General features: G+C 46.7%; 19 protein-coding genes. 16 read left to right on the forward strand and 3 right to left on the reverse strand.

The genetic code is table 11. From position 1 onward, the window contains the following. Window positions 1-11: 11 nt before the first annotated feature. On the reverse strand, window positions 12-776 hold the full coding sequence (locus CHH53_RS09050; RefSeq protein WP_095215794.1) for a DeoR/GlpR family DNA-binding transcription regulator: 765 nt from the start codon (window positions 774-776) through the stop codon (window positions 12-14). Between the two features lie 224 nt (window positions 777-1000). Here CHH53_RS09050 and lacG point away from each other — a divergent pair, with 224 nt between their 5' ends. The 4 genes from lacG to CHH53_RS09070 all read left to right on the forward strand — a co-directional run bounded on the left by lacG (window position 1001) and on the right by CHH53_RS09070 (window position 6155). Continuing rightward, on the forward strand, window positions 1001-2401 hold the full coding sequence (gene lacG, locus CHH53_RS09055) for a 6-phospho-beta-galactosidase (RefSeq protein WP_095215795.1): 1401 nt from the start codon (window positions 1001-1003) through the stop codon (window positions 2399-2401). Window positions 2402-2473: 72 nt separating this feature from the next. Further along, window positions 2474-2788 (forward strand): PTS lactose/cellobiose transporter subunit IIA, encoded by a 315-nt coding sequence (locus CHH53_RS09060; protein WP_095215796.1) that lies wholly within the window; start codon window positions 2474-2476, stop codon window positions 2786-2788. 15 nt (window positions 2789-2803) lie between these two features. Beyond that, window positions 2804-4501 (forward strand): PTS lactose transporter subunit IIBC, encoded by a 1698-nt coding sequence (locus CHH53_RS09065; protein WP_095215797.1) that lies wholly within the window; start codon window positions 2804-2806, stop codon window positions 4499-4501. Window positions 4502-4517: 16 nt separating this feature from the next. Next, on the forward strand, window positions 4518-6155 hold the full coding sequence (locus CHH53_RS09070; protein WP_198946040.1) for a glycoside hydrolase family 53 protein: 1638 nt from the start codon (window positions 4518-4520) through the stop codon (window positions 6153-6155). Between the two features lie 38 nt (window positions 6156-6193). Here the strand turns inward: CHH53_RS09070 and CHH53_RS09075 are convergent, their stop codons facing one another. After that, window positions 6194-6706, reverse strand: a complete 513-nt coding sequence (locus CHH53_RS09075; RefSeq protein ID WP_095215798.1) for a hypothetical protein — start codon at window positions 6704-6706, stop codon at window positions 6194-6196. Window positions 6707-6842: 136 nt separating this feature from the next. On the opposite strand from CHH53_RS09075, the gene CHH53_RS09080 reads away from it, so the two are divergent. From CHH53_RS09080 to CHH53_RS09135, 12 genes are all read left to right on the forward strand, one after another. Next, window positions 6843-7532, forward strand: a complete 690-nt coding sequence (locus CHH53_RS09080; RefSeq protein WP_095215799.1) for a response regulator transcription factor — start codon at window positions 6843-6845, stop codon at window positions 7530-7532. After that, window positions 7529-8530 carry a sensor histidine kinase gene (locus tag CHH53_RS09085; protein WP_095215800.1) on the forward strand — a complete coding sequence of 334 codons (1002 nt, stop codon included), beginning with the start codon at window positions 7529-7531 and terminating at the stop codon, window positions 8528-8530. Before CHH53_RS09080 ends, CHH53_RS09085 begins: the two co-directional genes overlap by 4 nt. A gap of 105 nt (window positions 8531-8635) precedes the next feature. Next, on the forward strand, window positions 8636-9397 hold the full coding sequence (locus tag CHH53_RS09090; RefSeq protein ID WP_095215801.1) for an ABC transporter ATP-binding protein: 762 nt from the start codon (window positions 8636-8638) through the stop codon (window positions 9395-9397). Then, window positions 9387-11333 carry an ABC transporter permease gene (locus CHH53_RS09095; RefSeq protein ID WP_095215802.1) on the forward strand — a complete coding sequence of 649 codons (1947 nt, stop codon included), beginning with the start codon at window positions 9387-9389 and terminating at the stop codon, window positions 11331-11333. The genes CHH53_RS09090 and CHH53_RS09095 overlap by 11 nt, the downstream gene beginning before the upstream one ends. 40 nt (window positions 11334-11373) lie before the next feature. Then, window positions 11374-11688 (forward strand): hypothetical protein, encoded by a 315-nt coding sequence (locus CHH53_RS09100; protein ID WP_095215803.1) that lies wholly within the window; start codon window positions 11374-11376, stop codon window positions 11686-11688. A 74-nt stretch (window positions 11689-11762) separates the two neighbouring features. Further along, on the forward strand, window positions 11763-13298 hold the full coding sequence (locus tag CHH53_RS09105; protein WP_143594484.1) for an FtsX-like permease family protein: 1536 nt from the start codon (window positions 11763-11765) through the stop codon (window positions 13296-13298). Between the two features lie 106 nt (window positions 13299-13404). Beyond that, window positions 13405-13956 carry a YdhK family protein gene (locus tag CHH53_RS09110; protein ID WP_095215805.1) on the forward strand — a complete coding sequence of 184 codons (552 nt, stop codon included), beginning with the start codon at window positions 13405-13407 and terminating at the stop codon, window positions 13954-13956. A 115-nt stretch (window positions 13957-14071) separates the two neighbouring features. Then, window positions 14072-15601, forward strand: a complete 1530-nt coding sequence (gene nikA, locus CHH53_RS09115; RefSeq protein ID WP_095215806.1) for a nickel ABC transporter substrate-binding protein — start codon at window positions 14072-14074, stop codon at window positions 15599-15601. Next, window positions 15601-16545: a nickel ABC transporter permease gene (gene nikB, locus CHH53_RS09120; RefSeq protein WP_095215807.1), complete on the forward strand. Its 945-nt coding sequence runs from the start codon at window positions 15601-15603 to the stop codon at window positions 16543-16545. The genes nikA and nikB overlap by 1 nt, the downstream gene beginning before the upstream one ends. Continuing rightward, on the forward strand, window positions 16546-17388 hold the full coding sequence (nikC, locus tag CHH53_RS09125) for a nickel transporter permease (RefSeq protein ID WP_095215808.1): 843 nt from the start codon (window positions 16546-16548) through the stop codon (window positions 17386-17388). After that, window positions 17385-18170: an ABC transporter ATP-binding protein gene (locus CHH53_RS09130; RefSeq protein WP_095215809.1), complete on the forward strand. Its 786-nt coding sequence runs from the start codon at window positions 17385-17387 to the stop codon at window positions 18168-18170. The genes nikC and CHH53_RS09130 overlap by 4 nt, the downstream gene beginning before the upstream one ends. After that, complete coding sequence (locus CHH53_RS09135) at window positions 18167-18931, forward strand: ABC transporter ATP-binding protein (protein WP_095215810.1); 765 nt, start codon at window positions 18167-18169, stop codon at window positions 18929-18931. The genes CHH53_RS09130 and CHH53_RS09135 overlap by 4 nt, the downstream gene beginning before the upstream one ends. A gap of 30 nt (window positions 18932-18961) precedes the next feature. Here the strand turns inward: CHH53_RS09135 and thrS are convergent, their stop codons facing one another. Then, window positions 18962-20248: a threonine--tRNA ligase gene (gene thrS / locus CHH53_RS09140; protein ID WP_095215811.1), complete on the reverse strand. Its 1287-nt coding sequence runs from the start codon at window positions 20246-20248 to the stop codon at window positions 18962-18964. Window positions 20249-20379 lie beyond the last annotated feature (131 nt).

The raw sequence follows: 20379 nt of genomic DNA on the forward strand, positions 1-20379 counted from the left end.
CCTTCTCCTCCTTAAGCCTTCTTCGGCAGCTGAACCTCGACATATTGTTCGTAATGGGACTGAACATCTTCGCGAAGCTGATCGTCCGTTATCAAATAATCCATATCGTGCAGGTTATAAAATACATAGAAGTCTTCCCGGTTGAATTTTGTATGATCGACAAGCAAGTATTTACTGCGGGAGTTGTTCAGTGCGATTTGATGTGCTTCTCCTTCCTCGATACTATATGTGGAAATCTCTTCGTTATGGACCCCGTTTGCACTGATGAAAGCTTTGGTGAAATTGAGTTTTTGCAAACTGCTATTGACCAGCGGTCCGACGAAGGTTCCGGTATTTTTGCGAAAATCCCCGCCGATCAGGAGGATTTCAGCTGTATCACTTTGTGTCAGGATTTCAAATACCGGATAGCTGTTCGTAATGATCCTGATTTTCTTTTGGAGCAAATGACGGGCAAGCAGTTCGATTGTCGTCCCCGGCCCGAGGAAAACGGTATCGCGATCGCTGACGAGAGAGGCGGCCAAGGCTGCAATCTGTGTCTTTTCCTCTACTTGGACGCCAAGCTTTTCCACATGGGATAGTTCCTGATCCATTGCATGGGTGATACTTTGTGCTCCGCCATGTATCCTTACTAACTTACCGGCCTTATCCAATTCATCTAAGTCCCTGCGGATTGTCATATCCGAAACATTCAAATCGTGGATGATATCGTTGACTGTTATGATTCCTTTTTTGTTGACGATGTCCACTATTTTTAATAAGCGCTCTCTTTTCAACATTATTTTCACCTCGAAACTTTAAACATAACTTATCATATGCAACTTTATGCAGTCAATATAAATAAACAAAATCGAACATCTTTAGTTGGATATGATTGGATTAATTCCTGGTATTTAGAAATATATCATTGACACTATTGTTGTATCCGTTTACAATAAACGAAAGACAACAAAAACAAACATTATATTTCTGTTCGAACAAACAATTTGAGGAGGAATCCATCATGTATAAGTTGCCGGAGGATTTCATATTCGGTGGAGCGACAGCAGCCTATCAAGCAGAAGGCGCGACAAAGGAAGGCGGCAAGGGGGCAGTGGCCTGGGATGAATTCCTGGAAAAGCAAGGACGCTTCAGCCCGGACCCTGCCAGTGATTTCTATCACCAGTATCCAGAGGATATCCGGCTTTGTGAAAAATTCGGAGTCAATGGTATCCGTATTTCCATTGCTTGGACCAGGATTTTCCCTGATGGAACGGGAGCTGTGAATCAGGAAGGTGTCGATTTTTACCACAATCTTTTCGCGGAATGTAAGAAGCGGAATATAATACCTTTCGTTACCCTGCATCACTTCGATACACCGAAGACTTTGTTCGATAAAGGTGATTTCCTGAATCGGGATAACTTGGATGCCTTCGTCGATTATGCAGCATTCTGTTTCAAGGAGTTCCATGAAGTTCGTCATTGGAGCACATTCAATGAAATTTATCCGGTGGCGACCAACCAATACTTACTGGGGACTTTCCCTCCATCCATAAAAAGTGATTTCTCAAAAATCATCCAATGTCTGCATAATATGATGGTCGCCCATGCTCGGGCAGTCAACTTGTTCAAAGATAATAATCACCCTGGTGAAATCGGGGTTGTGCATTCATTGGAAACAAAGTATCCGGCAACTGATTCTCCCGAGGATCGGCATGCAGCTTTTCTGGATGATGCGCTATCCGTCCGTTTTCTCCTGGATGCTACCTATCTGGGATACTATTCGGAGAAGACGATGCAGGCGCTAGAGGAAATCGCCGAAGCTAATGGCGCGAGTTATGAATTCCTTGATGAGGATTTCAAAATCATGAAGAGGGCATCCCGGAGAAATGATTATCTTGGAATCAACCATTATCAATGCCATTTCGTCAAAGCGTATGATGGCGAGACGCAGATCCACCACAATGGAACAGGGGATAAAGGGACTTCTGTCTATAAAGTGAAAGGGATCGGGGAACGAATCTACAAAGAAGGACTGAAACGCACCGATTGGGACTGGCTCATTTATCCAGAAGGGATGTACGACATTCTCGTACGGATCAAAGAGGATTATCCGCATTATAACAAGATATATATCACCGAAAACGGGATGGGCTACAAGGATGAGTTTGAAGATGGGGTCATCATGGATGAAGCGAGGATCGACTATCTCAAAGTCTATCTCGAAGCGATCGGCAAGGCGATAGAAGATGGTGTGAATGCGAAAGGCTACTTCCTCTGGTCCTTGATGGATCTCTTCTCTTGGACAAACGGCTACAATAAACGCTATGGTCTGTTTTACGTGGATTTCGAGACGCAGAAGCGTTACCCTAAGGCCTCCGCTTATTGGTATAAGCGCCTGAGCGAGACAAAGATGATCAATTGAGTGCCGGCACGGCGGACGCTGTTTGCCGTGCCATTCCAAGCAGTAGGATGAAAGCGTTTTAGGAGGGTTAACATGACAAAGGAATCGTTGCAGATGTTAGGTTTTGAGATTGTCGCATATGCCGGGGATGCCCGCAGCTCTTTGATGAAGCTGCTGCGTGAGGTGCGTGCCGGTAACTTTGAAAATGTGGAAGCAGAGCTGAAAAGTGCCGATGAAAATCTTAAATTGGCTCATAATGCACAAACACAGATATTGGCAGAAGAGGCTGCAGGCAAGGACATGGATATCGGGTTCATCTTCATCCATGGTCAGGATCATTTGATGACGACTTTGCTTCTTCGGGAGCTCGTTCAGGACTTCGTCGAGCTCTACCGCAAAACGAGCTGATAAGGGGGAAGTGGGATGAAAGGAATAATCGGTCAAATTGAAAAAGGGAAGCCATTTTTCGAAAAGGTTTCCCGCAATATCTATCTGGGAGCAGTGCGTGACGGCTTCCTGACAGCGATGCCGGCTATTTTATTTGCGAGTATTTTCATCCTTTTGGCAGCTTTGCCGGAGGTGCTGGGCTTTGCCTGGCCGGAAAATGTCTCGACATGGCTATGGAAGGTATATAACTACTCCATGGGTGTGGTGGGCCTGCTTGTTTCTGCTACCACTGCCAGAAGCTTAAGTGAGTCCATGAATCGGAAGATGCCGAAGAACAAAGTGATCAACTCGACATCCGCAATGCTGGCTTCAATCGTTGGCTTCATGCTTTTGAGTGTCTCGCAGATAGATGGAGGATTCTCTTCCGAATACATGGGAACGAAAGGTTTATTGGCATCATTTGTATCCGCTTTCATAACAGTTAATGTCTATCGTTTCTGTGTGCTGAAGAATATTACGATCAAAATGCCGAAAGAAGTGCCGGGAACCATCTCGCAGACATTCAAGGATATGTTTCCCTTCGCCTTCTCTGTCCTTGGCATGGTGTTGATCGACTTGATCGTTCGGTCAGCGTTGAATGTGCCATTTGCCGAGGCTCTTGTCAAACTGCTTTCTCCTTTATTCACAGCAGCAGATGGTTATCTTGGGATTATGATCATCTGGGGCATGATGGCGTTCTTCTGGTTTGTCGGTGTACATGGTCCATCCATTGTGGAGCCTGCCATTGCAGCCATCATTTATGTCAATGTCGAGGCGAACCTTCAGCTTTATAATGCGGGGGAACACGCATCCAATGTACTGACAGTAGGACTTGGGAACTTTGTCGGGACAATGGGGGGGACAGGAGCCACACTTGTCGTCCCATTCATTTTCATGCTCCTGGCGAAATCCAAGCAGCTGAAGGCAGTAGGTAAGGCCTCCTTCATACCCGTCAGCTTTGCGGTGAATGAGCCCTTGCTTTTTGCAGCGCCGATCATCCTGAACCCGTATTTCTTCATACCATTCTTGCTCACACCGATGATAAACGTATGTATATTCAAGTTCTTCGTCGATGTCATCGGCATGAACAGCTTCATGTACGTCCTGCCTTGGGCCACGCCGGCACCGATAGGGCTTGTGCTCGGAACCGGCATGGGATTATGGTCATTTGTGCTGGTTTTGACTTTGATCGTCGTCGATTTCCTGATATACCTGCCATTCTGTAAGGTATATGATAAAGAACTTGTCATGCAGGAGGCGCGTAACGCGCAGCTGGAAGCAGCTGCAGCAAGTACACAGCCAGCTGCGTCTGCAGCAGTGAGCGGCATTGCAGCGACGCAAGCAGCAGAATCGGAAGTGACAGCCGTATCCGATGAAGTGAAACCGACCAACGTCCTTGTCCTCTGTGCTGGCGCAGGCACGAGTGCCATGCTGGCTAAAGCATTGACAGAAGGAGCTGAACGATTCAGTGTGCCGATTTCTGCATCTGCCGGCGCATATGGCTCCCATTATGAAATCATGCAAGACTACGATATGGTCATCCTGGCACCTCAGGTCGGATCGTATTTTGAAGATATCAAAGAAGACACCGATCGTCTCGGTATCAAGCTGGCAGCAACAAAAGGCGCGGAATACATCAGCTTGACCCGCGATCCGAAAAAAGCGGTGGATTACGTCATCGATCAGCTCAAATAAATAGGAGGGGAATCTTTTGAAAAGGAAGCTGGCATTTCTGTTTGTCTTGCTGTTAAGTTTTTCGAGTGCTTTCGCGGCTGTCCAGCCTGCTTCTGCTGCTGGTTATGACAGCTCCTTCATACGCGGTGCAGACATATCGACACTTGCCGACATGGAGAAAGCAGGGGCCAAGTACTATGAGAATGGCGTCCAGAATGATCCTTTGCAGATTTTGAAGGATAATGGAGCCAATTATGTCAGACTGCGCATCTGGAATGATCCGAAAGATGCAGCCGGCAATACGTATGGCGCGGGTACAAATGATTTGAAAACGACAATCGAGTTATCCAAACGTGCCAAAGCAAAAGGTTTGAAAGTCCTGCTCGATTTCCATTACAGCGATTTTTGGGTGGATCCAGGAAAACAGAATCTGCCTAAAAGCTGGCTGGGTCTGTCCTTTGATGAGCTGAATGCGAAGGGATATGATTACACGTACAGTGTTCTTGCGGAGATGAAAAAACAGAATGTCTATCCGGATATGGTCCAGATAGGCAATGAATTGAATAGCGGCATGCTATGGCCTTATGGAAAGAGCTGGGGTGAAGGCGGCGGAGAATTCGATAGACTGGCAGCTTTCCTTAAGTCGGGCATCAAAGCGGTGAAGGATACAGAGCCAAAGGACACAACATTAATGCTGCATTTGGCAGAGGGCGGAAATTATGAGACCTTCAAATGGTGGTTTGATGAAATAACAGCGCGCAATGTCGAATACGATACAATCGGTATTTCCTATTATCCATATTGGCACGGCACCTTGGATGACTTGGAAATGAATATGAATAACATCTCCAAGCGTTATGGAAAAGACGTCATCGTTGTCGAAACAGCATATGGAAATACAGCAGGCAATGCAGATGCTAAAGAAAATGCTTTTGGTCAGGAAGAAGCTGAAATTGCCGGGTATGCGGCGACGCCGAAAGGGCAGCATGATTTTATGAAGGATTTGGTGACATCCATTCAGCAAGTCCCCAATGATAAAGGGACTGGATTCTTCTACTGGGAACCGCTCTGGTACGATGGAAAGGTATCATGGGCGACGGCTGCAGGGATGAATTATCTCGGTGTGAAGGATCAGCCGGGAAATGAGTGGGATAATCAGGCTGTCTTCGATTTTAAAGGCAATGCCTTGGAAGCTTTGAAGATCTTTGGTACACCGAATACAGCTGCGCAGACGAACTATGCCAAAAATGCCAGTTTTGAGGCTGGCGGATCTGCAGGCAGTCCATCCGATTGGGTGAAGTGGATTGCTTCGGGTACAAGCGATACAGCAGTCAAATCGGAAGGCGATGCACTGGATGGAAGCTACAAAATATCCTTCTGGGATACGAAGTCCCATGAAGCGTCCATCTATCAGCAATTGAACGGGCTATCCAGCGGCACGTATAAACTGACAGCCTGGGTGAAGGCAGGCGGTACGCATACAGACTCTGAGCTTTATGTGAAGAACGGCGGTACACAGCTGAAACAGAGCATACCTGGTGCATTGTCCGATTGGACGAAGGTGACGATTGACAATATCAAAGTCACGGATGGCAAACTGGAGATCGGTATCTATGATAAAGCCGAAGCAAATGCTTGGTTGAATGTCGATCATGTAAAGCTTCGGAAAAAATAAACGAACCCCTGCAGTATATGCACTGCAGGGGTTTTCTATTATGTGGTGAGAGCCTCCAAGGAGTCGAGGATATGATCAATCAGATTGGGGAGATCACCCATCTGATTTTCGTTTATTTTTCTATCGAAGCGCACTTCCACTGCGTTTTGATAATGCTTTTGCTGTTTATCATATATATACTGCAGCGTTTGTTCCGGACGTCTCGGCGGTGTCCATATTTGGTTCAGGATCGATTCGATGACAGGACACTCCGTCTCGGGATTTTCCACTGTTAAATAGAAGAAAAGGCGTAATGTACAGCCGGGGTTTTTATCAGGTACTTCCAATATCTCATCCGCTAAATCAAGGAGGGATGCTTCCAGGCAGATTTCAGCGGTCACTTCCGCATTTTCCCGCAATGTGAAACCGAGCCGGAATTCACGTGACATGGAAGCCATCTCCATCCGGTCATGACGGGAAACGACAGTGATCTCCTTGTCCAGATTATCCAAATCATAGAGCTGATTCTCAAAAGCCACTTTCAAATTATCAAATACAGTAGGATCGAACATCGTGCAGGACCTCGCTTTTTCTATATGAGAAAACTCTAGCACAAGCCAGATATAGAAACAATCTTTACCAAAGGGTGCTAGTAAAAACATTGGGTATTCGTTACAATTTCATGGAAGACGAATGAGGTGACATACGTTGTTTAAGATATTACTGATCGAGGATGACAAAAGTCTATTTGAAGAAATTCGGACCCGTTTGACGCAATGGTCCTATGAGGTGTATGGAATAGATGATTTCGGACAGGTGATGGAAACATTCTCATCCGTTCAGCCGGAGCTTGTACTCATCGATATCCAGCTGCCGAGCTACGACGGTTTTCACTGGTGCCGGATGATCAGGGCGCATTCCAATGTGCCGATCATCTTCCTGTCCTCCAGGGATCATCCGATGGATATGGTCATGGCGATGCAGCTTGGCGGGGATGACTTTGTCCAGAAGCCATTTCATTTTGAGGTGCTGATCGCAAAAATCCAAGCTATTTTGCGCCGCGTCTACAATTACAGTACGGACAAAGTTACATTGAAGACATGGAATGGCGCAACGGTTGATTATGAAAAGAATGAAGTGGAAAATGATGCTGGAAAAGTGGAACTTACCAAAAATGAGATGTTCATCCTGAAGCTCCTGGTAGAGCAGAAAAACAAGATTGTCTCCCGTGAGAAGCTGATTACAAGCCTGTGGGATGACGAACGCTTCATCAGTGATAATACATTGACGGTAAATGTGAACAGATTGAGGAAGAAACTGGATGGGATCGGCCTGGGACAGCAAATCGAAACAAAAGTGGGACAGGGTTATTGCGCGCTGGAGGCAGATAGGCCATGATCCGGGAGTTTCTTCGGGATAAGGCAAGCTGGCTTGGTATGTTTGTCTTGCTTTCAGGCTTGCTTGTACTGATTGCGTATGTGGATACAACGATTCCTTTCGATTCCATACTCTATATATTATTGCTGTTCTGGCTGCTGCTGATCGTCTTTCTATTTTTTCGATATCATCGTGAAACGCGTTATTATCGCGGGTTGAGGGATTGGGAGAAAAGTCTGGACGCCTCGACGCTGCCAGAACCGGATCGACCATATGAATACATTGTTCATGAAAGCCTGCATGAACAGGTCAACTTCTTGAATCGTACTGCTGCCGATCGCCAGGAGTCATTGGAAAGGGAGAAGGATGAACTGCTTTCCTGGATCCATGAAGTGAAAACCCCGTTGACTGCCATGCAGCTGATCCTTGAGCGGGTGGAAGATGCGGCGTTGAAGCAGCAGCTGACGTATGAATGGCTGCGTGTACATATGCTGTTGGACACACAGATCCATCAAAAGCGCATTACATTTATCGAGAATGACTTATTCATCGAGAAGATTGATCTACATGCTGTCATCAGCCAGGAGATCCGGACCTTGCGCTCGTGGTGTATGCAGAAGGGAATCGGTTTCGACTTGGACCTGGAGGAGGAAGTGGTGCTGAGTGATACGAAATGGCTCACGTTCATTATGCGGCAGTTATTATCCAATGCAGTGAAGTATAGTGAAAACAGTGATATTTCCATTTCAAGCGAGAAAGTCGATGGACATGTACGCATCCGCATCGAAGATCGGGGCATCGGGATTGATGCAAAGGACTTGCCGCGTATATTCGATCGGGGTTTTACATCTACCATCCAACACGATAAAGCTGCCACCGGCATGGGGCTTTATTTGACCAAAAAGGCAGCAAAACCGCTAAGGATCGAAATAGACGCAGTATCTGATTTAGGAAAAGGCACATGCTTTACGCTCACTTTCCCAAAACGAAATGAAATGGTCGGCATGATGGGCGTGTGACAGGATTGTCACACGCTTTTGTACATTTGTTAGCTGAAAAGCAGGAGCATATCCCGGGGCATCCGTATACTTGAGGTAACAAATCAGATAAAGAGGTGCGAATGGATGGGAATTCTAGAAGCGACAAGAGTCCAGAAGAATTACGGGAATAAATTCAATAAACAGGAGGTGCTGCGAGGAGTCGACCTTAGTATCGAGGAGGGGGAATTCGTCGGTATCATGGGGTCATCCGGATCTGGTAAGACAACGCTATTGAATGTGCTTTCGTCCATTGATCGTGCCAGCGGCGGAACGATCCTGATTCAGAATAATGAAATCACGAATATGAAAGAGAAGAAGCTGGCCGAGTTCCGGAAAAACCATCTTGGGTTTGTCTTCCAGGACTATAACTTGCTTGATACGCTGACAGTGAAGGAGAATATACTGCTTCCGCTTTCCATCAAGAAAGTGCCGAAAAAAGAAGCAGATCGCATGTTTGCAGAAGTAGCCGACCAGCTTGGCATCACGGAGATACAAAACAAATACCCAAGTGAAATTTCCGGCGGTCAGAAGCAGCGGACATCTGCTGCCCGTGCGTTCATCCATGAGCCGAGCATCATTTTCGCTGATGAACCGACGGGAGCTTTGGATTCGAAATCGGCTTCCGACTTGCTTAATAAGCTTAGCTCGCTGAATGTCAACCGGAAAGCGACCATCGTCATGGTCACCCATGATCCGGCGGCAGCCAGCTATTGCAGCCGCGTCATTTTCATCAAGGACGGTCAGATCTATACGCAGCTGAACAAAGGCCAGCAGGAGCGCCAAGCCTTCTTCAGGGATATCATGTCCACGCAAGGTGTCCTCAGCGGGGTGCAAAATGAGCATTAATAGCCTGATATTTCGCAATCTGAAGAAGAATCTCCGTAATTATTATTTGTATGTGTTTGCCCTGATTTTCAGTTCCGGTTTGTACTTTGCCTTTGTTACCCTGCAATATGATAAGTCGATGGATCCGGTGGAAGGATCGGTGAAAGGCGGAGCGGGTATCGCCACTGCTTCTGTACTCCTTGTATTTATCGTCGCTATCTTCCTGCTGTATGCCAATACGATCTTTATCAAACAGCGCAGTAAGGAGATCGGTCTGTTTCAGCTGATCGGGATGACGAAGAATAAAATCTTCACTATATTGAGTGCGGAAAATGCCATTCTTTATTTCGGCAGCCTCGTTTTCGGAATAATATTAGGGTTTATCGGCTCGAAGCTCTTGATCATGGTGATGTTTAAGGCTACCGGGGTGGAAGGGATAGCTTCCTTGTCCTTTTCAACAACAGCTTTTCTTCAAACCTTGATCGTATTTATTTGTATCTATGCACTCATTGCGCTGATGAATTTGTTTTTCATTAAACGTCAGACGATCCTGTCATTGTTCCACGTGAAATCAAAGACAGAACTGACAGCAAGAAAGCTGTCTGTTTTCCAGATCATCATCGGGATTTGCGGCATTGCCCTGATTGCGGTAGGTTATGTTGTTTCCGGAAAGCTATTCGATGGAGATTTCACCTCTATGAAGGAATTATTCGGAGTCATGTTCTTTATCTTGTTTTCTGTCATCCTTGGAACCTATTTATTCTACAAAGGGTCTGTCGCCTTCCTGGTAAGCCTTGTCAGAAAGCAAAAGGGCGGTTACCTGAACATCAAGCAGGTATTGTCCCTTTCATCCATCATGTTCCGGATGAAGTCCAATGCAACGCTTCTAACCATCATCACGACAGTATCCGCATTGGCCATCGGACTGCTTTCCTTGAGTTATATCACGTTCTATTCCGCTGAAAAAATGGCTTATAACTATACGGGTGGAGCAGATTTCTCCTTATTGACAGAAAAAGATGCCGAAGCCTTCCGTCAGGCAATGGATGATAATGATATCGCTTATACAGAAGACAAAGCGGAAGTGTATACCGTACAGCTCAATATCGAGAAAATCCTGCAGACGGAGCTGGAGCTGAACTTTAATGCTTCCATGATGGATACGGCTGTCATCAGCGAGAAGGCAGCAGGGTTGGATGTGGCGCCGGATGAGCTGAAATTGACCGGCTATAATGAGCTGCTGCAGCGTTTCATGTCTCTGAAGGACAAGGGAGATGTAGTTATCCATGGGAAAGAGAAGGAAACAGCACTGCATTATACAGGCATGGAGGACGAATACCCGATTTCTAATTATTACACCATGGGCGGATTGCCGACAATGATAGTCGATGACGCACTGTTCCAGGAGCTGAAGCAGGATATCAATCCAGATTTGAATCAAGGCTATCACTGGTATTTCGGTTATACGATTGAAGATGATGATCAATTGACAAAGGCGAATGCTATATTCAATGATTTGGATTTTGAGGCAAAGGATAATAGTGAATCCAGAATCGACGCCGCTAAGGAGCAGAAATCGACGATGGGCTTGGCTTTATTCATTGTAGGATTCCTCGGCCTGACATTCCTGATCACGTCTGGCTGTATCCTGTACTTCAAGCAGATGGATGAAGCAGAAAGCGAGAAACCAAATTATACGATCCTCCGCAAGCTTGGCTTCACGACTGCGGATCTTCGCCGGGGCATCCAGCGCAAGCAACTGTTCAACTTCGGTATTCCGCTTGTCCTCGGGCTCATGCACAGCTATTTTGCTGTCCAGTCCGGCTGGTTCCTGTTCGGTTCGGTGATGATGACACCGATGATCATCGTAATGATCATTTATACAATTCTGTATTCGATCTTTGGCATCCTTTCTGTTGTCCATTACAACAAAGTCATTAAACAATCACTTTCATAAGGGGCTGCATGCAGCCCTTTTCTTTTTTGGGAGGTGTCATATGTTTATTCATCAACTGATCTTCCGAAATATAAAAAGAAATCTGCGACACTATTATTTATACTTTTTTGCACTTGTCTGCAGTACGGCATTATATTTTGCCTTTGTCACCCTGCAATACGAGGCCGCGGCCGGAGAATTGGACGATTCATTCAAAGTGCAGGCGGGTATTGAAGTAGCCTCTTATTTGCTTGTATTCATTGTAACGGTGTTCCTTCTGTATGCGAACGGATTGTTTTTGAAGCGGAGAACAAAGGAGATCGGATTGTATCAGCTGGCCGGGATGACGAAAGGGAAGTCAGTTTTTTGTTCATGATGGAAAATGCCATACTTTATGCTGGGAGTCTTTTGGCAGGCATATTAACCGGGTTTATAGGATCCAAACTATTGATGATGATGATTTTGTATAAGATGATTGGAATGAGTCAGGTTGTTGTTCTGAAGTTCACTTGGCAAGCAGTCGGCCAAACAGTGATAGTGATCATGATCTTATATGTACTGCTCATGGTGATGACTACCCTGCAAATCGGGAGACAAGCGCTGCTGGCTTTATTCCAGCAGCAAAATAAAACAGAATCTCCTGATCAGCGTGTCACTTGGTACCAAGTTGCCATCGGGATTGCAGGAATCCTGTTGATTACTTCTGGTTATTATACTTCTGCGATTCTCTTCGATGGTGATTTTGGGGACTTTGCAGCTTTGACAAGAATGATGGGATACACACTGGCCAGTACCATGATCGGAACGTATTTTATCTATAAAGGCTCTGTCACGCTGCTGCTCCTTATTATTCGAAAAAGCAAGCAAGGGTATTTGACAATCCAACAGGTGCTGTCGATTGGTTCGATTATGTTCCGGATGCGCACGAATGCTTTCTTACTCACGGTCATCACGACAGTCATGGCACTGGCAATCGGTTTTCTATCCCTTGGCTCCATATCCTATTATTCTGTTGGAAAAGATGCTGATTCTGCAACTGGAGGGGCAGATTTCTCTTTCGAATCCAATGATGATCAGCAGCAATTCCGCCAGAAGCTGGACAAAGCAGCAATCGGATTTAAAGGGGAAGAAAAAGACATTGTTCAGTTGGATGCCGACATATCAGCAATCCTCGAAGAAGACAGTAACATGTCATCCCTGCAGAATATGACATTCATTCCGGCAGAGCAAGCTGGGTTTGATGTAGAAACTGGTCATGTCATCTTAGCAGGGGATGATGACCGATCGAATGCAGCTGCAACGTTCCATGCAGGAGAAATAGTTGTCCATCCAGCTGGTGGAGATGTACATTTGCATTTGGAAGACATTGTAAACCGTTCTCCGCTGCCAACTATCGTGACGTACGGCGGTCCTGCAGCAGTAGTCGCTGCAGCTGATTTTCAAAAACTCCGACATGATGATGCAGCTGAGCAGCAGACACTTTACTTCATCACTCTCCAGGATGAGGAAGATGAAAAAGAAGCCGTAAAGTTATTTTCTAAGCTGAACATAGAGGGATGGGCTATGTCCAAGCAGCTAGCTTTGGAATCCAGCAAGCTGGCAATGGGTCTGTACATGTTCATCGTCGGATTTTTGGGACTTGCTTTCTTGCTTACCTCCGGCTGTATTCTATACATCAAGCAAATGGACGAAGGTGATAGGGAGCGGCCTACGTACATGATATTGCGCAAGATCGGATTTACGAAAACAGATTTGCGTAAGGGAATTGTCCGCAAGCAGCTCTTTCATTTCGGGATTCCTCTTGCCATAGGGTTGTCTCATGGTTATTTTGCAGTGAAGTCCGGATGGTTTTGGTTTGGCACCTCTTTATGGCTGCCGATGGTGACAGTCATGATTGTATTTGCTTTGCTTTTTTCCGCTTTTGGTATGTTATCTGTGCTTTATTATAAAAGCGTCATTACAAGATCCCTTCAGGACAGTCGATAGACTGTCCTTCTTTGTATATGATAGCCTGTAGTTAACCAAAGAGGCGGAAGGGTATAGGGAAGTGAGAGTGTGATACATACTAGTAGCAGCAAAGGAGGAGAATCGCATGAGAATACAGATGATTCTTTTTGCAGCCGTTTTGATGCTTACGGCTTGCGGAAATGATGAGCCGCAAACGCAAGGTCATGTACATTCAAATGACACAGATCATATGCAGCATGATGAATCGGGTGAATTACCGGAGGGTCTTGAAGAAGCGGAGGATCCCAAATTCCCGCCTGGCAGCAAGGCAATCATCCAAGCCGATCATATGGAAGGAATGAAGGGTGCAGAAGCGACCATTGTCGGTGCCTTTGATACATATGCATATGAAGTGACATATACATCCACGGACGGTGAGCATGTGGATAATCATCGCTGGGTCATCCAGGAAGAGCTGAAGGAAGCGGATGAACATCCGCTAGAGCCAGGAATCGAGGCGACGCTTACGGCGGACCATATGGAAGGGATGAAAGGTGCCACTGCGATTGTGGAGGATGTCGAGGATACAACGGTGTATATGGTGAATTATAAGTCGATGGCAACAGGGGAAGAAGTGAAAAACCATAAGTGGCTCACCGAGGAAGAGTTGGCGCCTATGAAGGATAGCTCCGATTGAAGGGGCTATTTTTTATGTAAAAATTCACTTTACAAAACGTAATCGTTACGATAATATACAAAACGTAATGATTACGAATTTATTGGCATACATATATATTTGAGGGGGAAAACGGATGCGGAAATTTCTGATAAAGACATTGGGAATGGCGATACTTATCTTGCTGCTGGCAGCATGTACGGATAATGCCGATTCAGAAGGAGACAAGAAGCACCTCGCCTTCGTATATAATTTTGCGACCAATTCCTTGGATCCGAATGTGGATTCCAGTTATGTACCACTGCGTGCCGGAATGACAGAAACGCTGGTCAGATTGAATGAGGAAACGTTGACAATCGAACCGTGGCTTGCTGAGAGCTGGGAAGGCACAAACGAGGGGAGGGAGTGGACGATCAAGCTTCGTGAAGGCATCGATTTCCAAAATGGAAAACCGATGGATGCGGCTGCGGTGAAAGCATCATTGGAAAGATCCTTGAAGGATAATGTAGCGATCCAGAATGCACTGAAAATCGATGCCATCGAAGTAATGGATGATAGGACCCTGCATATCACGAATACACAGGCGTTTCCTGAGTTCGTATCGGAGCTTGTAAACCCAAATGTATCCATCATTGATGTGGAAGCAGGCGACTTTGTCAATAATCCGATTGGGACAGGCCCTTTCAAGCTTGAATCATTCACGCCTGGCAGTAAATTGGAGCTAGTTCGGAATGAGGGCTATTGGGATGAAAAAGCTAAACTTGATTCTGTGACCTTCTCCTTCAATGAAGATGCGAATGCTCGTTCTTTAGCTTTGGAGTCAGGTGATGCGGATGTCGTCTTCCGACCGGAAGTGGAAAGCATCGGGAGCTTGGAGGAGAAGGAAGGCGTGAAGGTGGAATCGACCGAAACCTTCCGCGTGCACCAGCTGACGATGAATATGGAGCGGGAAGCCCTGAAGGATGTGAATGTTCGCAAGGCTTTGGATGCCTTGATTGATCGGGAGGAAATTGCACAGTCTGTATTGCTAGGATATGCAGAGCCGGCAAAAGGGCCGTTCCCTGGCTCCCTGCCATTTGCGCCAAGCTATAGTGAACATGAAACGGGAGAAGATGTTGCAAAGGAATATCTTGAAAAAGCTGGCTATACCCTCGTGGATGGCAAAATGCAGAAAGACGGGGAGCCTCTTGAGCTTACCATGCTGACCTACTCTTCCAGGGCTGACCTTCCATTGATCGCACAGATATTCCAATCGGATGCGAAAAAGCTTGGTATTGACGTGGAACTGCGTCAAATAGAGATCCCGGAAGAATACATGGCATCAAATCGGGATTGGGATTTAGCCACATACAGTAACCTGACAGCCCCTCGTGGTGATGCTGGATATTACTTGAATGCCACATATCACCCAGACGGAGCTTTGAATTTCAGTGGTGCAGATGAACCAGAGCTGACGAGGATCATCGATGAATTAAATGTAACAGTCGATGCCGATAAGCGTGCAGAGCTATCTGAAGCAGCTGCCGATTACGTAGATGAAAATCAAATCAATTCATTTGTGATTTATCCAGACACGCTCGTTGCCTATGATGAAACGAAAGTGAAGAACTGGGTCACGACAAGAAGTGAATATTATATGATAACAAATCAATTGGATGTGAAGTGATGTTTCGTATCATTGGGAGAAGATTGCTGGAGGTTGTACTGTTCGTCTTATTCGTCACCTTCTTCAGTTTCCTTTTCCTTCGCCTTGCACCAGGTGATCCAGCGCTTACGATCCTGAATGTGGATGAACTGAATGTAAGCCAAGAGCAGGTGGAGGCGCTGAGGGAGGATATGGGCTTCAACGATCCATTACTTGTCCAATATGGAAAGTGGCTGCTGGATTTCCTTCGTCTGGATTTCGGCAATTCCTATATCACCAGTCAGCCGGTATCGGAGATGCTGCTGACTGGTCTTCCGGCTACATTGGAGCTGACCATCGGTTCCTTGATCGTCATGCTGCTGGTCGCGATTCCATTGGGATCCCTTTCCGCTTTATACAAGGATAGCTGGATCGACCATGTCAGCCGCTATTTCTCCATCATTGGTGCTGCCGTCCCCAGTTTCTGGCTCGGACTGATCATGATTGATATGTTTGCTGTCAGATTAAGCTGGTTCCCGACAATGGGACGTGACAGCTTGCTATCCCTTGTGCTGCCGGCAGTGACATTGGGACTTGCTATTGCGGGTGTTTATGTACGGCTGCTCCGTTCCAGTCTGTTGGACTCCTTGGGACAGGAGTTTGTCCGCGCGGCAAGGGCGCGGGGTATTTCGGAAGGACGCATCTTCTTCTCGCATGCTTTCCGACACAGCTTGCCGCCAGTCATCACGGTATTCGGTGTCAGCCTGGGCAGCTTGATCGGCGGTGTTGTCGTGGTGGAAGTATTATTTGCTTACCCCGGTGTAGGAAAGCTCGTCGTTGATTCTATCCGTCAGCGTGATTATCCGCTGATTCAAGGCTATATCGTCCTGATGGCGGCTATTGTCTTCATCGTGAATACATTAGTGGATCTATCTTATCGATATGTAAATCCTGAACTTCGATTAAAAGAAAGGAAGCTCAGCTAGATGAGTGTCATGGCTCTTTCCCCTGAAAAAATAAAGAAAACCAAGGCCTGGCTGATCAGTGCGCTTTTGGTCCTGTCATTGGCAGTGGCGGCATATACGTTCCTTTACTTGAAGCATGATGCCAACATGACAGATGTCGGGAACCGGCTGGCATCCCCATCGTGGGAGCATCCCATGGGGACGGATCATTTAGGCCGTGATGTGCTCACGAGGCTCTTACTCGGATTCCGTTTGACTGTCGGCTACAGTTTGATTGCTTTGGCTGCAGCAGTTATGATCGGTGTTCCTTTCGGCCTGCTTGCAGGAATACGGGGAGGCTGGGTCGATCGGCTATTCATGCGGATCGCCGATGGTTTCCTTGCTTTCCCCGATACAGTGATTGCCATTGTGCTAAGCGGTCTGCTGGGGCCGGGTATTGGTAACTTGCTGTTTGCCATCGTTCTTGTAAAATGGGTCAACTATGCCCGGATGGTACGCAGCACAGTGCTGACAGAAGTGCAAAAAGACTATATCACCATTGCCAGGATCAATGGTCTGTCCACGTTTACGATCATGCGCAGACATCTTATGCCGCATATCATCGGGAATGTCCTCGTCCTGTCCAGTTTGGATTTCGGTAAAATCATTTTGCTCATTTCTTCGCTTTCATATATCGGTCTTGGTGCACAGCCGCCGACCCCGGAGTGGGGCGCCATGCTGAATGAATCCAGGCCTTACTTCCAGGCGAACCCCGAAATGATGGTCTATCCTGGACTGGCCATCGTTGCAGTGGTGTTAGTGGCGAATGTTCTCGGTGACTATTTACGAGATGAATTTGATGTGAAAAAGGAGGTGCAGCCATGATTTTATCAATCAAGGATTTAACGGTATCACATGGAGAAAAAACGCTTGTGGATCACGTCAGTCTTACCATCGATAAAGGAGAATGGTTCGCCCTCGTTGGTCAAAGCGGCAGCGGGAAAACGATGCTGTCACAAGCGATCGGTCAACTGCTTGGACCTAATCTAAGTGCATCCGGAAGCGTCATTTATCAAGGGGATAATATTCTTGAACGGACGAAACAAGAAATGAAAGAGTTGAGAGGAAAAGCAATCAGTTATATTTTCCAGGACTATCACGGCTCCTTCACACCTTTCCTGACGATCCTGCAGCATATGGAAGAGTATTTGCAAACACATGGAGTGAAAGAAAAGCAAAAGCGTAATGAAATGACGAAAGAGGCGCTGGAATCTGTCGGTCTGGATGCCAGCTTTGGTAAGCGATACCCATTCCAGCTGAGCGGCGGCCAGCTGCAGCGTGCTTCTATCGCACTTGCACTTCTTTTGGAGCCGGACATCCTGATTGCTGATGAAGCAACGACTGCGCTTGATAGCGTATCTGCGCATAGGATCCTTTCCTTGCTGCAAGAGCTGCAGCAAAAAACAGGCTGTGCGATTCTTTTCATTACACATGATTGGCGCCATGTTGTTCGCTATTCCCATAAAATCGCTGTCATGAAGGATGGTAAGATCATGGAAGTCGGAACAAAACAAAAGCTCATCCATCAGCCGGAACATGCATATACGAAGCAGCTGATTCAAGCTGCCCCGACATTGCCCATGCGCGTCAGGGAGATAAGCAAATGAGGCGCGTTGTCGAAATGCATGATCTCAAAAAAAGCTATACTCCCGATAAGCTGGCTGTCAATGATGTCTCTCTCTCCATTCACGAAGGTGAAAGCTTAGGCTTGGTAGGGGAAAGCGGATGTGGAAAAAGTACATTGGCGCGCTGCCTGTTGGGAGTAGAGACAATTGATGGCGGATCGATTATATTTAATGGAGACCCCCTTGCGAATGCCAGCCGGAAAGACCTTCGAAACTATCGCCGCAACGTACAGACCGTCTTCCAAAATCCAACCGCCTCTTTGAATCCGAAGATGAGAATCAAAGATTCACTGCTGGATCCATATTTGCAGTTCCAGCATGAACTTCAGCTAGGGCACTTTCATTTCTCCTCCAAGCAAGCATTTGTACAGCAGCTGCTGGAAACGGTGGAACTGCCAAAAGAGCTGGGGGATCGTTTTCCGCATGAGCTGAGCGGCGGACAAAAACAACGGGTGACCATTGCCCGTGCCATCAGCATCGAGCCCAAGCTCATCGTCCTGGATGAACCAACGGCAAGCCTGGACGTCCTTTCCCAGGGAGCGATATTGAAGCTTCTTGCTTCTCTCCAGGAAACACTAGTTATGTCATACTTGTTTATTTCCCATGACCTTGCTGCTGTTTATCAGCTTTGCCAGCGCATCGCAGTCATGAAAGATGGCGAGCTGCTCGATTTGTTTGATAAAGAAGATATTTATGATAATCAGCGTCACAATTATACAAAGGAATTGATCGGCATATTTTAAGCGGATACTCTCTGGGAGCATCCGCCTTTTTTATACTTCGAATTGCTTCAGGAGATCACCTAAAGACATCTCCCCGATGTTTCCCTCTGGCCGCTTCCGGACAGCAACTGTTTTATCCTGCATCTCCTTATCCCCGACAATAAGCAGATAAGGCACTTTCTGCTGGGAGCCTTCCCGTATTTTCAGCCCGATTTTCTCCGAACGATCGTCAACGGACACGCGATAGCCTGCTTTTTGAAGATCCTCGCCAACGGCCTTGGCATATTCTGCGTGCGCATCGCTGATCGAGAGTATGCTTGCCTGAACCGGTGCCAGCCAGAAGGGGAAGTCGCCTGCATAATGCTCGATGAGAATGGCCATGAAGCGCTCGATCGATCCATAGATGGCACGATGGATCATGATTGGCTGTTTGCGGCTGTTTTGCTGATCGATATAGCTGCAGCCGAATTTCTCCGGCATTTGGAAATCCAGCTGGACAGTGCCGCATTGCCAGCTTCTTCCGAGACTGTCGAGAATGTGGAAATCGATTTTCGGACCGTAAAATGCACCGTCACCGGCGTTCACCTTATAAGCGATCCCTTGTCTTTCAAGGACATTCTCCAAGGCAGCCTCCGCTTGATCCCAAATTGCGGGGGAACCCATGAAATCTTCTGGACGAGTGGATAGCTCTACCTCATAAGAGAAACCGAACAGGCTGTAAAAATCATCGATCAAATGAAGGACTTTTTCCACTTCTTGTTCGATTTGATCCTCACGGACGAATAGATGCGCGTCATCCTGTGTAAATGATCGGACGCGCAGAAGCCCGTTCAGTGAACCGGATAGTTCGTGACGGTGCACCAAGCCCAATTCGGCATAGCGCAGGGGGAGATCCCGATAACTGCGGAGCTTGCTGTTATAAATCAGCACTGCACCAGGACAGCTCATCGGTTTGATGGCGTAGCGCTGATCATCGACTTCGGAGAAATACATATTTTCGTGATAATGATCCCAGTGACCGGACCGTTCCCAGAGCTGCTGCTTCATCATGATCGGCGTCTTGATTTCATCGTAGCCAGCTTGGGCATGCTTTTCTTTCCATAATTCCTCCAGTTTATTGCGCAGTGCCATTCCCTTTGGCAAGAAGAAGGGCATGCCTGGTGCTTCCTCCATGCTCAGGAATAGCTCGAGCTGCTGTCCTAGTTTACGATGGTTCCGTTTTTCTGCTTCAGCTTGTTTGTTCATGATAATTTCCTCCTTTGAAATAAAAAAGACCACAATCCTCCCGTGATCGGGACGATTGTGGTCGTGGTTCCACCCAGATTTCCGCCAATGCATTGGCGCTTGTATGAGATAACGGTTCCTCCGATAGCGGATACTGTGACTTCCCCGCCATAGCTTGAAGGTGGTAATCCAAATCGTTCTCCTGCAGGGCTCTCAGCCGTTGACCCTGCTTTCTGTTTAGGAGA

The sequence above is a fragment of the Terribacillus sp. 7520-G genome (assembly GCF_002271665.1).
Taxonomy (GTDB): Bacteria; Bacillota; Bacilli; order Bacillales; family Amphibacillaceae; genus Terribacillus.